General features: G+C 75.9%; 6 protein-coding genes and 1 pseudogene. All 7 read left to right on the top strand.

Annotated features, from left to right (window positions below; all coding sequences use genetic code 11):
* Positions 1-5,542: non-ribosomal peptide synthetase (locus CCN44_RS32775; RefSeq protein ID WP_143650108.1), on the top strand; the 5,542-nt coding region annotated here is incomplete at its 5' end.
* A gap of 5 nt (positions 5,543-5,547) precedes the next feature.
* Positions 5,548-7,251, top strand: a complete 1,704-nt coding sequence (locus CCN44_RS32770) for a thioester reductase domain-containing protein (RefSeq protein WP_237481966.1) — start codon at positions 5,548-5,550, stop codon at positions 7,249-7,251.
* Positions 7,248-9,005: a fatty acyl-AMP ligase gene (locus tag CCN44_RS32765; protein WP_059249057.1), complete on the top strand. Its 1,758-nt coding sequence runs from the start codon at positions 7,248-7,250 to the stop codon at positions 9,003-9,005. Before CCN44_RS32770 ends, CCN44_RS32765 begins: the two co-directional genes overlap by 4 nt.
* Entirely contained in the window at positions 9,002-10,687 is a 1,686-nt protein-coding gene (locus CCN44_RS32760) for an acyl-CoA dehydrogenase family protein (protein WP_237481969.1), read from the top strand. Before CCN44_RS32765 ends, CCN44_RS32760 begins: the two co-directional genes overlap by 4 nt.
* Positions 10,684-12,591 carry an acyl-CoA dehydrogenase gene (locus tag CCN44_RS32755; RefSeq protein ID WP_237481971.1) on the top strand — a complete coding sequence of 636 codons (1,908 nt, stop codon included), beginning with the start codon at positions 10,684-10,686 and terminating at the stop codon, positions 12,589-12,591. The genes CCN44_RS32760 and CCN44_RS32755 overlap by 4 nt, the downstream gene beginning before the upstream one ends.
* 18 nt (positions 12,592-12,609) lie before the next feature.
* Complete coding sequence (locus CCN44_RS32750) at positions 12,610-12,885, top strand: acyl carrier protein (protein ID WP_059249055.1); 276 nt, start codon at positions 12,610-12,612, stop codon at positions 12,883-12,885.
* A 51-nt stretch (positions 12,886-12,936) separates the two neighbouring features.
* Positions 12,937-13,309, top strand: a pseudogene (locus CCN44_RS32745) (cytochrome P450); the annotation flags it as partial.

Genomic DNA, 13,309 nt, shown 5'->3' with positions numbered 1-13,309 from the left:
CACCTCGGGCTCCACCGGCACCCCGAAGGGCGTCGCCGTACCCCACCGGGCCGTCGTCAACCGCCTGCTGTGGATGCAGGAGGAGTACGCCCTCGAACCCGGCGAATGCGTGCTGCAGAAGACGCCGTTCACCTTCGACGTGTCGGTCTGGGAGTTCTTCTGGCCGCTGCTCGCCGGTGCCCGGCTGCACCTCCTCGCGCCCGGCGCCCACCGCGACCCGCGGGCCGTGGCCGCCGCCGTCCGCGCCCACGGCGTGACCACCCTGCACTTCGTGCCGCCCATGCTCGACCTGTTCCTGGCCGAGCCCGAGGCCGCCCGCCTGACCGGGCTGCGCCGCGTGGTGTGCAGCGGCGAGGCGCTGCGCCCGGAGACCGTGGCCCGCTTCTTCGCCGTGTACGGCCCCGCCGCCGACGCGCCCGGCCTGTACAACCTCTACGGCCCCACCGAGGCCGCCATCGACGTCACCCACCTGCGCTGCACCGAGCAGCACGGCACCGGCCCGGTGCCGATCGGCCGGGCCGTCGCCAACACCAGCCTGTACGTGCTCGACCCCGGCGGCGAACTGCTGCCGTTCGGGGTGCCCGGCGAACTCCACATCGGCGGCGTCCAGGTCGCCGCCGGCTACCTCAACCGGCCCGAGCAGACGGCGGAACGCTTCGTCACCGACCCGTACACCCCCGGCGGGGGAGTCCTCTACCGCACCGGCGACCTGGCCGTCCTGCGGGAGGACGGCGTGGTCGAGTACCGCGGCCGGCTCGACCACCAGCTGAAGATCCGCGGCTTCCGCGTCGAACCCGGCGAGATCGAGTCGGCGCTGCTCGCCCTGCCCGGCGTCGAGCAGGCCGTCGTCACCGCACCCCGGGGCGCCGACGGGCAGCCCCGGCTGCTCGCCCACGCCGTCGCCCCCGGCACCACCCCCGAGGCCCTGACGGCCGCGCTCGCCGACCGGCTGCCCGGGTACATGGTGCCGTCCGCCGTCGTCCTGCTCGACGCCCTGCCGCTGTCGCCCAACGGCAAGGTCGACCGGCGCGCCCTGCCCGTGCCCGAAGGAGCCGCCGCACCCGCGCAGCGCGCGGCGGGCCCGCTGGACGCGGACGAGCAGCGGATCCACGACGCCTTCACGGCCGTACTCGGCACCGAGCGGATCGACCCCGACGCCTCCTTCTTCGCGCTCGGCGGCGACTCCCTGCTCAGCATCCGGCTGCGCACCGCCCTGGAGCACACCGGCGTCACCTTCGACCTGCCCGACCTGTACGAGGCACCGACCGTCCGCGCCCTGGCCCGCCGCACCCGGCCGTACGTGCCCGCCGGGCCGCACACCCGGCCCTTCTCGCTGCTGTCCGCCGCCGACCGGGACCTGCTGCCCGACGGCCTGGACGACGCCCACCCGCTCAGCAGCATGCAGTCCGGCATGGTCTTCCACGCCGAGTACGAACAGCACTCCTCCGTCTACCGGGTGGTCACCAGCATCCGGGTCCGGCTGCCCTTCGCCGAGGAGGCGCTGCGCGCCGCGCTCGCCGGCACCGTCCGGCGCCACCCGGCGCTGCGCAGCTCCTTCCACCTCACCGGCTTCAGCGAACCGCTCCAGCTGGTGCACCGGGACGTGACCGTGCCCCTCACGGTCGACGAGGCGCTGCGCGGCGCCGACCCCCGCACCCGCGACGCCCATCTCGCCGCGTGGGCCGAGACGGCCAAGCACCACGACTTCGACCTCACCGCGGCCCCGTTGCTGGCCTTCACCGCCCACCCGCTGGACGCCGAGTCCTTCCAGCTGAGCGTGGTCGAACACCATGTGGTGCTGGACGGCTGGAGCGACGCGGCCATGCTGGACGAGATCGTCGTCCGCTACCGGGCCGCCCTCTCGGGCGAGGACCTCTTCCTGCCCGAGATCCCCAGCACCTTCCGGGAGTTCGTCGCCGCCGAACGCCGCGCCGCGGACGACGGCGCGCACCGCGACTTCTGGGCCGGGGAACTGGCCGGCGCCGAGCCCGCCACGCTGCCCGCACGCACCACGGGCCGCCCGGCCGGCGCCCGGCACCGCCGCTTCGACGTACCGCTGGAGCAGTCCGCCGGGGCCCGCATCACCGCCGCCGCCCGCGCCGCCGGACTTCCCCCGAAGTCCCTGCTGGCCGCCGCCCACGCCGTCGTCCTGCACGCCGTGGCACCCGGCGACGAGGTGCTGACCGGTGTCGTCACCCACGGCCGGCTCGCGGACGACGGAGGGGACCAGGTCATCGGCGTGTTCCTCAACACGCTCCCGCTCCGGCTGTCCGTGACCGACGGCTCCTGGCTCGACCTGGCCCACCGGGTGCGCGCGCACGAGCAGCGCACCCTGCCGCACCGCCGCTACCCGTTCGCCCGCATCCTGCGCGACCACCCCGACCTCGCGCTGGACTCGTACGTCAACTTCATGGACTTCCACCAGCAGTGGGGCTCCGACGCGGCCATCCAGGACGGCTTCGGCATCGCCGAGACCAACTTCCCGCTCGCCGCGAACTTCCTGGTCGACCCGGCGGGCGGCCGGCTGCGGCTCTGGCTGGACTGCGACACCTCGCTGCTCGACCCCGAGTTCTGCGACCGCCTGACCGGCTACTACGCCCGCGCCCTCGCCGCGCTCGCCGCCGACCCCGCCGCCGCGCCGCCGGCCGAACTGCGCGGCCCCGACGAGCGGGCCCTGGTGGCGGGCTGGAACGACACGGCGATGCCGTACGACCCGGAGGCGACCCTCAGCGGACTGATCGCCCGGCAGATCGCCGCCACCCCGGAGGCCACCGCGCTCGTCGACGGCGGTACCCGCCTCAGCTACGCCGAACTCGACGAGCGGGCCGCCCGCCTGGCGCACCACCTGCGGGCGCTGGGGGCCGGCCGCGGCAGCCGGGTCGGCGTGAGCGTACGGCGCTCGACGGACCTCGTCGTCACCCTGCTCGCCGTCGCCCGCACCGGCGCCGCCTACGTCCCGATGGACCCCGGCTTCCCCGCCGACCGGCTCCGCTACATCGCCGCGGACGCCGCCCTGGACTGCCTGGTGACCGGCCCCGGCGGCCCCGAGGACCTGCCCGCCGGCGCCGTCGTACGGCTCGACCGGGACGCGGAGCGGATCGCCGCCCGGCCCGCCGGACCGCTGGACGGCCCGGGCGCCGACGACCCGGTGTACGTCATCTACACCTCCGGCTCCACCGGCCGCCCCAAGGGCACGGTGCTGCTGCACCGCAACGTCGTCAACTTCTGCGCCGCCATGGACCTGCGGATCGGGCTCGCCGCCGACGACGTCGTCCTCGCGCTCACCAGCGTGTCCTTCGACATCTCCGTCCTCGAACTGCTGTGGCCGCTCACCCGCGGGGCCACCGTCGTGGTGGGCGGCGAGCGGATGATCGAGCGGCTCACCCCGGCCGACGGCGACGACTCCCTCCAGGACCTCCTCGTCCGGCACCGGGCCACCCTGCTCCAGGCCACCCCGTCGTTCCTCGCGGCGGTGGCGGCCCAGCCGGAGGCGCTGGACGCGCTGCGCCCGCTGCGCGCCCTGCTGGTCGGCGGCGAGGCGTTCCCCTCCGGGCTCGCCCAGCGGCTGCTGACCGCGCTGCCCGCGGTGCGCGTCTACAACATGTACGGCCCGACCGAGACGACCATCTGGTCCACGGTCCACGAACTCGACCGCGAGCGGGACGTGCACGCCGCCGCCCTGCCGATCGGCCGCCCGATCGCCAACACGGCCGTCCGGGTCGTCACCGGGGACGGCCGCGAGGCCCCCGTCGGCGTCGCCGGCGAGCTGTGGATCGGCGGCGACGGGGTCGCCCAGGGCTACCTGGACCGGCCCGATCTGACCGCCGAACGGTTCGTCACCGCGGACGGCGCCCGCTGGTACCGCACCGGGGACCGGGTGCGGTGGCGGGCCGACGGACTGCTGGAGTTCCTCGGCCGCATCGACCGCCAGGTGAAGATCCTCGGCCACCGGGTCGAACCCGACGAGGTCGAGAGCGTCCTGTCCCGCCACCCCGAGGCCGCCTCGGTCGCCGTCGTCGCCGCCCCGCGCGCGGGCGGCGGAGCCGAACTCGTCGCCTACGTCGCCCCGGCCACCCGGGACGGGAACGCCGACGGCGAGCGCAGCCACGTGGACCGGTGGCGGGAGGTGTGGCAGGGGGCGTACAGCCCGGACACCCCGGAGGGGGCGGAGCAGACCCCGGCGCCCGCGACCGCCGACGACGCCCGCTCCGCCGACGAACGGGACTTCGCCGGCTGGCTGAGCAGCTACACCAAGCGGCCGATCCCGGTGCACGAGATGCGGGACTGGGTGGAGCGGACCGTGCGCCGCATCCGCCGTACCGGCGGGACACGGATCGTGGACGTCGGTGTCGGCGTCGGCCTGTACCTGCGCCGGCTCGCCCCGGACGCGGACTCCTACCTGGGCCTCGACCTGTCCCCGGCCGCCCTGGCGACGGCCGCCGCCGCGGTCGCCGGTGACGGCGAGCTGCCCGCCCACATCACACTGCGCCAGGCCGAGGCCACCGCCCTGGCCGAGCTGCCCGACGCCGGTGCCGACCTGGTGCTGTTCAACTCCGTCGTGCAGTACTTCCCCGGCCCGGACTACCTGCACCGGGTGCTCACCGAGGCGGTCCGCGTCGCCGGCCCCGAGGGCGCCGTCTTCGTCGGCGACGTCCGGGACCTGACGCTGCTGCCCGCCTTCCACGCCGACACCCAGCTGCGCCGGGCCCCCGCGCTGAGCCCGGCCCGGGAGGTGTCCGCCGCCGCGGCCCGCGCCCTCGCCGAGGAACGCGAACTGTGCCTCACCCCGGCCTTCTTCGAGGAGTTCGCCCGGGCCGCCGGGCTCGGCCTGCGCATCGAGCTGAAGCGCGGCCGGCACGCCAACGAGCTGACCCGGTTCCGCTGGGACGTCACCCTGTACGGCCCCGGCCGCGCCCCGGACGGCGACGCCGACGGCAAGCGGCTGTCCTGGGCCGACCTGACCGGACCCGACGCGCTGGCCGAACTGCTGGCGGGCACCGCGCCCGAGCGGACCCTGACCGTCACCGGCCTGCCCGACCGGCGCCTGGTGCGCCCGCTCGCCGCGCTGGCCCTGCTGCGCGCCGAGCAGCCCGCCGAGCAGACCGCGTGGGAGCTGGAGCGCTCGCTCTGGGAGGCGTCGGCCGACCCGGGCATCGACCCCGAGGACATCGCGGAACTGGGCGAACGGCACGGCCGTACCGTCCGCCTGCAACCCCCGGCCCCCGGCCGCACGGGCGAGTTCGACGTCGTCTTCGAGCCGCGCGCGGACCTGCGAGAAGCCCACGCCCCGCAGGCCGACCCGAGGGAAGCCGACGACCCGGGGGCCGACAGCCGGGACGTCCGGGCTCCGGAAGCGGACGGACCGCGAGGCGGCGCCGGGAAAGCCCGCGCGTCGGAGGCCGGCAGCCGGGACGTTCGCGCGCCGGGGGCCGACAGCCGGGACGTCCGCGCTCCGGAAGCCGGCACACCGGTAGCCCCAGCCCCCGCACGGGAACATGCCCCGGAATCCCAGCAGGCGGCCCGGCCGCAGAGGAAGCAGTGAGCACCGTGAACGCATCCATCCCGCCCCTGGCCAACGATCCGCTGGCCCAGACGGCCTGGGCCGCCTTCCGCACCCGGCTGCGCGACTTCGCCGCCGAACAGCTGCCGGAGGCCATGGTCCCGTCCCGGTACGTCGTCCTGCCCGAGCTGCCCAAGCTGCCCAACGGCAAGGTGGACCGCGGCCGGCTGCCGGCGGTGTCCGACGGCGAGAGCGCCGGCACCGCCTACGTGGCCCCGCAGACCCCGCTGGAGATCCGGCTCGCCGAGATCTGGGCCGACCTGCTCGGCGTCGGCCGGGTCGGCCTGAAGGACAACTTCTTCGAGCTGGGCGGCGACTCCCTCGCCGCGGCCCAGATGGCGGCCCGGCTGCGCGCGGCCACCGGCCTCCAAGTGAACCTGCGCGGCCTGTTCGACCACCCCACCCTGGAGCGCCTCGCCCGCCACCTCGACACCCAGGACGGCACCGCGCCCACCGCGGACACCGGCCGGCACCCGCGCTCCATCACCGGCGCGGACCTCGCCGCCGAGGCCGTCCTGCCCGCCGACATCACCCCGGCCGCCGACGCCCTCCCGCCGGCCGCCACGCCGTACCGCACGGTGCTCCTCACCGGCGGCACCGGCTACACCGGCGCGTTCCTGATGCGCGAGCTGCTCGACCGGTCCGACGCGCACCTGTACGTCCTCGTCCGCGCCGACACCCCCGGGCAGGCGGCGGACCGGGTGCGGGCCGCGATGCGGACGTACGGCGTGTGGCGCGACGGCGACGAGCGGCGGTTCACCGGCGTGCCCGGCGACCTGGCCCGCCCCTACTTCGGCCTGGACCACGACACCTACCTGCGGCTCGCCCGGGACGTCGAGATGATCGTCCACAACGGCGCCTGGTCCAGCTACGCCCTGCCGTACCGCAGGCTGAAGCCGGTCAACGTGCTCGGCACCCAGGAGGTGCTGCGGCTCGCCGCCCGCCACCGGATCAAGCCGGTGCACTACATCTCCTCCCTCGCCGTCTACCCGGGCCGGCCCGGCGAGCACCGGTGGGCGGAGGACGCGGCGACCGACCCCGAGGGCGTGGTCGGCGGATACCGGCAGACCAAGTGGGTCGGCGACCGCATGATGGCCCAGGCGCACGAGCGCGGCCTGCCCACCTGTGTCTACCGGCCCGGCCAGATCACCGGCGCGCAGACCACCGGCGCCTGCGCCGAGGACACCTTCCTCAACGCCACCCTCAAGGGCTGCGTCCAGCTCGGCGCCGCCCTGGAGTTCGACGTCTTCCTGGAGATGACGCCGGTCGACTTCTGCGCCGCCGCCGTCGCGCACATCGCGCTGGGCGGCCAGTGGCACGGCACCGCCTTCAACCTGCCCGGCGGCCACCCGCTGGCCTGGAACCGGCTGGTGGAACTCCTCGCCGAGTGCGGCTACCCGCTGCGCCGGCTGTCGTACGCCGACTGGTACGCCGAGCTGACCCGGGCCGTGGAAGGCGGCACGGAGAACGAACTCGCCCGGTTCCTGCCGCTGTTCGGCGCCGACCAGCCCGCCGAGGACCTCGGCTACCGGGGCAGCCGCCCCGTCTTCGACACCACCCACCTGCGGGCGGCGCTGACCGGTTCCGGCATCGCCTGCCTGCCGCCCGAGCGCGAGCTGGTCGGCCGCTACCTCGACCACTTCGAAGCCACCGGCTTCCTGCCCGCGCGCGCCGAGAGGACAGCACCGTGACCCACCCCTCCCCGCTGGACGAACCCACCGCCCTGCACCTGTTGCGCCGGCACGCCGCCGAGCGGCCCGGCCGCGCCGCGGTCACCTTCGTCCACGACCACGACGCGGCCGACGGCGCCCGCACCCTGGACTACGCGGCCCTGGACGCCGAGGCCCGCCGCGTCGCCTCCTGGCTCCAGGAGCGCTGCGCGCCCGGCGACCGCGTCCTGCTGCTGCACCCGCCGGGCCTGCCCTTCGTCACCGCCTTCCTCGGCTGCCTGTACGCCGGCACGGTCGCCGTGCCCTCGCCGATGCCCGGCCAGTTCCAGTACCAGCAGCGCCGGGTCACCCGGATCGCCCTGGACGCCGGGGTGGGCGTCGCGCTCACCGACAGCGGGCAGCTGGAGGAGGCGCGCCGCTGGATCGAGACCGAGAACCTGGGCTTCACCGTGGCGGCCAGCGACACCGACGGCTTCGGTGCCGCCGACGCCTGGCGTGATCCCGGGGCCACCGCCGGCGACCTGGTCCTGCTCCAGTACACCTCCGGCTCGACCGGCGACCCGAAGGGCGTCATGGTCGACCACGGCAACCTGCTGCACAACGCCGACAGCCTGCGCCGCGCCCTCGGGCTCACCGAGGACACCAACTTCGGCGGCTGGATCCCGCTGTACCACGACATGGGCCTGATGGGGCAGCTGCTGCCCAGCCTCTTCCTCGGCAGCCACTGCGCCCTGATGTCCCCGATGGCCTTCCTCAAGCGCCCCCACCAGTGGCTCAGCCTCCTCGACCGCTACGACGTCGGCTACTCGGCCGCCCCCAACTTCGCCTACGAGCTGTGCGTGCGCCGGGTCACCGACGCCCAGCTGGCCGGTCTCGACCTGTCCCGCTGGACGTTCGCCGCCAACGGCTCCGAACCCATCCAGGCCTCCACCCTGCGCGACTTCGCCGAGCGGTTCGCCCCGGCCGGCTTCCGCGCCGAGGCCCTCGCCCCCTGCTACGGCATGGCCGAGGCCACCGTGTTCGTCTCCGGCCTGGCCGGCCGGCCGCCCCGGGTGGAGCCCGTCGACTCCGACGCCCTGGAGAAGCACGTCCTCCAGCCGCCGCTGCCCGAGGGACCGGTCCGCGAACTGGTCGGCTGCGGGAACGTACCGGACTTCGACGTACGGATCGTCGACCCGGCCGACGGCACCGTGCTGCCCGACGGCACCACCGGAGAGATCTGGCTGCGCGGTCCCAGCGTGGCCGCCGGCTACTGGGGCCGCCCGGACGCCACCGAGGAGACCTTCGGCGCGCGCACCGCCGACGGCGACGGACCGTTCCTGCGCACCGGCGACCTGGGCGCGCTGGTGGACGGCGAGATCTATGTGACCGGCCGCAGCAAGGACCTGCTGATCGTGCACGGCCGCAACCTCTACCCCCAGGACATCGAGCACGAGCTGCGCCGCCGCCACCCCGAGCTGGCCACGCTCGCCGGCACGGCGTTCACCGTGCCCGTGCCGCAGGAGGAGGTCGTCGTCCTGCACGAGATCCGCGGCCGGTTCACCGACGAGCAGTACGCGGAGCTGTCCCGGGCCCTGCGCACCACCGTCTACCAGGAGTTCGGGGTGCGCACGGCCGGCCTGGTGCTGCTGCGCCCCGGATCCGTCCGCAAGACCACCAGCGGCAAGGTGCAGCGCTCCGAGATGCGCCGGCTCTTCCTCGACGGCGCGCTCACCCCGCTCCACGCCCATCTGGAGCCCGCGGTGCGCGAGCTGGTCGGCGAGGTCCCTGCGTGAGCGGCGCCGCACACTGGCCCACCGGACTGCCCGGCGCCCTGGACACCGCGATCGACGCGGCGGCGGTGCCGGGCGGGCCGTTCCACCCGGCGACCGGCGCCCGGCTCGACGCCCGCGAGGAGTTCCCGGCCGAGGCGTGCGCCGTCCTGGACGGCTGTGGCACGGCCCGCGCCTATGTGCCGGCCGAGCTGGGCGGCGCCTCCGGCGGGCTGCCCGAACTGGTCGCCGCGCTGCGCACGGTGGCCCGCCGGGACGTCACCGTCGCCGTCGCGCACGGCAAGACCTTCCTCGGCTCGGTGCCGACCTGGGTGGCCGGCACCGACGAGCAGCGGCGGACGCTCGCCCGGCGGGTGCTGGCCGGCGCGGTGGTCTCCTGGGGCCTGACCGAACCCGGGCACGGCAGCGACCTGCTGGCCGGCGAGCTGACCGCCGAGCCCACGGCGGACGGCGGCTGGCGGCTCGACGGCGCCAAGTGGCCCATCAACAACGCCACCCGCGGCGACCTGATCTCGGTGCTGGCCCGGACCGCGCCCGAGGGCGGCCCGCGCGGCTTCAGCCAGCTCCTGGTCGACAAGCACGCCCTGGCGCCGGGCACCTGGAGCCCGCTGCCCAAGGAGCCGACGCACGGCATCCGCGGCGCCGACATCAGCGGCATCCGCTTCACCGGCGCGAAGACGCCCGCCGACGCCCTGACCGGCCGCCCCGGCGACGGCCTGGACATCGTGCTGCGCTCCCTCCAGCTGACCCGGACCGTGTGCACCTCCCTGTCCCTGGGCGCCGGGGAGCACGCGCTGCGGCTGGCCCACGCCTTCGCGGCCGGACGCGCCATGTACGGCACCACCCTGCTGCGGCTGCCGCTGGCCCGCCGGGTGCTCGGACGGGCCGCGGCCTCGCTGGCCCTCGCCGACGCCGCCTCGCTGGTGGCGGCCCGCGCGGCCCACCACCTGCCCGGCGAGATGAGCGTGGTGTCGGCGGCCGTCAAGGCCGGCGTCCCGGAGATCGTCCAGCTGGCCGTCGACGACCTCGCCGAACTCCTCGGCGCGCGCGGCTTCCTGACCGAGCACCACGCCCACGGCGCCTTCCAGAAGCTGGAGCGCGACCACCGGATCGTCGCCATCTTCGACGGCAGTACGGCCGTCAACCGCGTCTCGCTGATCAACCAGTTCCCGGTGCTCGCCCGGCTGCACCGCAAGGGCGCGTACGACGCGGAGGGCCTCGCCGCCACCGTCACCGCACAGCCCGTCCCGCCCGTCGACGCCGGCGCGCTGCGCCTGTTCAGCCGTACCGGGTGCAGCGTGGTGCAGGCCCTGCCCGCCGCCGCCGAACGGCTCGCCGCGCTCGCCGCCGCCGGTGCCCTGCCGCGCCGGGTGCCCGAGCTGGCCGCCGCGCTGGCCGCGGAGGCGGCGGCCGTCGCCGACGCCATGGCGGCACCCCGGCCGGCCGGCCGCGGCACCCCGCCCGAGGCGTTCGAGGCCGCCCGCCGGTACGAACGCTGCTTCGCCGGTGCCGCCGCCGCCCACCTGCTGCTCGCCGACCCCGGCGACCAGCCGCGGGCCGGCTCGCTCACCGCCGCGCTGGAACGGGCCCTGGAACTCCTCCGGCCGGGCCACGAGGCACCCGAGGAGGCGTACGAACCGATGCTGGAGACGCTCGCGGAACCGGCGAAGGAGCTGATCCCATGACCCCGGCGAGCCCCACCGACACCGCAGGCACCTCCCCGACCGGGACCGAGCGTGCGGGGACCGAGGCTGCCGGGAACGCGCCGGTCGGGAGTGTGCCGGTCGGCGCCTTCCCCGCCGACGGCCACCGGCCGGATGTCGGCGCGGCCCGCGTCGGCGCCGTCGGCGGCGGCCGGACCGGTGCCACCGCGGGTGATGGCCCGACGGCCGTCCTCCCGTCCGGCCACGCGGCCGTCGACCGGCTGGAGGAGCTGTTCGGTGACGCGGCCGACCCCGCGAACCCGGTCGGCCGCGCCGCCGTCCTGCGCGCCGACGACCGCGCCGACATGCTCGCGGCCGGTGAGGACCTGCTGACCGGCTTCGGGCTGGGCGCCCACTTCGTGCCGGAGGACCTGGGCGGCCGGCTCGCCCGCCTCGACGACCTGATCCGGGTCATGCGGGCCGTCTACCGGCGCGACCCCTGCCTCGGCCTCGGTCACGGCGCCGGCTCCTTCATGGCCGCCGTCAACGTGTGGACCGCCGGCAGCGCCGCGCAGCGGCAGCGGCTCGCCCGACGGCTGCTGACCGGCGGCCGGGCCGCCTGCGCCTACCACGAACTGGACCACGGCAACGACTTCACCCGGGCCGGCCTCACCGCGCTGCCCGGCCCCGACGGCCGGCTCCGCCTCGACGGCCGCAAGGAGGTCGTCGCCAACCTGCGGCGCGCCGAGACCATGGTCCTCTTCGCCCGCACCGACCCGGCCCACGGCAGCCGCAGCCACTCCCAGCTGCTCCTCGACACCGCCGACCTGCCCGCCACGGCGGTCCGCCACCTGGACCGGTTCCCCACCGTCGGCATGCGCGGAGTCCAGCTCGGCGGCATCGAGTTCACCGACTGCCCCGTCCCCGACGACAGCGTGGTCGGCCGCCCCGGCCAGGGCGTCGAAACCGCCCTGCGCTCCTTCCAGCTGACCCGCATCGCCCTGCCCGGCATGACCATCGGCCTGCTCGACACCGCGCTGCGCACCGCCGTACGCGGCGCCCGCGGACGCACCCTGTACGGCGGCCCGGCCGCGGACCTGCCGCTGTCCCGGTCGATCCTCACCGAGACCTTCGCCGACCTGCTGCTCGCGGACACCTTCACCACGGTCGCCGCCCGCGCCGCCCACACCGCACCGGCCCAGGCCGGCGTCTACGCGAGCGCCGTCAAGGCCTTCGTCCCGACCGTCCTGATCGGCGCCGTCCAGCGGCTGTCCGAACTGCTCGGCTCCCAGTTCTACCTGCGCGCCGGCGAACAGCCGCTGTTCCAGAAACTGCTGCGGGACGTGCAGCCGTCCGCGTTCGGCCACGCCTCCCGGATCTCCTGCCAGTCCGCGCTGCTGCCGCAGCTGCCGCTCACCGCCCGCCGCGGCTGGCGCTCCGCCACGGCCGACCCGCTGCCCGCGGACACCTTCCGCCCCGGCCGGCCGCTGCCCCCGCTGTCCTTCGCGGACCTGACCGTCTCGGCCGCCGGCCGCGACCCGCTGGCCCGCTCCCTCGTCCTCGGCACCGAGGCCGCCGCACCGGACGACCCGCTCGCGGAGTCCGGCCGCGCCTGGTGCGCCCGGCTGGCCGCGCTCGCCGCCGACGCGTCCGCCCTGCCCCCCACCCTCATCGGGCCCGACGCACCCCCGTACGCCTTCGGGCTGACCGCCCGCTGGACCGGCGTCCTCGCCGCCTCCGCCTGCCTGAACACCTGGTGGAGCCGGAACGGCGAGGCCGTCGACCCGGCCGTCACCCTCGCCCTCCTGCACCGCCTCGGCACCCATCTCGACCACCACCGCGACCCGCTGCCGCCGCACCTCGCCGAGCCGCTGCACACCGAACTCCTCCGGCGCTTCGACGCCGGCCTCACCTTCGACCTCGACCGCCGCCCCACCGGGGCCTGAACGCCACCAGGAGCAACCGTGTCCGACCTCACCACCCAGACCCCCGCACCGACCGCCGCCGAACTGGTCGACTGGCTGCGCGACCGCGTCGCCGCCCAGACCGGCCGCCCCGCCGAGGAGATCGCCACCGACGTCCCGCTCAACGACTACGGCCTGGACTCGGTGTACGTGTTCGGCCTGTGCGCCGAGATAGAGGACCGGTACGGCATCGAGGTCGAGCCCACCGTCATGTGGGACAACACCTCCCTCGCCCCGCTCGCCGAGGCCCTCCTCCCGCTGATCGCCGCGCGCTGAGCCGCGTACCGCCCCTGCCCACCCACCGCCGTCCCGCCCGGAGCCGCCGCGATGACCGCCCTTCTGCCCGAGTTCCCGATGCCGCGCGAGCATCCGCTCGACCCGCCGCCCCAGTACCGCGCGCTCAGCGCCGAACGCCCCGTGTTCCAGGTGCGCACGCCCCGCGGCGACACCGCCTGGGTCGTCACCCGCCACGAGGACGTCCGGGCCGTCCTCACCCACCGCGCCTTCAGCTCCGACCCGCGCACCCCCGGCTTCCCCACCTACGTCACCGGTGACGTGCCGCCGCCCGCCGGCTTCTTCATGCAGGCCGACCCGCCGGACCACGGACGGCTGCGCCGCACGGTGACCCGCGAGTTCCTCATCAACCAGATGGAGGCGCTGCGGCCCACCATGCGCCGCATCCTGGACGACCTGGTCGACC

Origin of the sequence: Streptomyces tricolor (genome assembly GCF_002155905.1) — a bacterium.
Lineage (GTDB): Bacteria > Actinomycetota > Actinomycetes > Streptomycetales > Streptomycetaceae > Streptomyces > Streptomyces tricolor.
Note: the sequence above shows the minus strand (reverse complement) of the source record. Positions and strands in the feature narration are given on the sequence as shown.

Coding starts and splice junctions, on each gene's coding strand:
- CCN44_RS32755 (WP_237481971.1), top strand. CDS start 10,684: ATGACCCCGGCGAGCCCCACCGACACCGCAGGCACCTCCCCGACCGGG.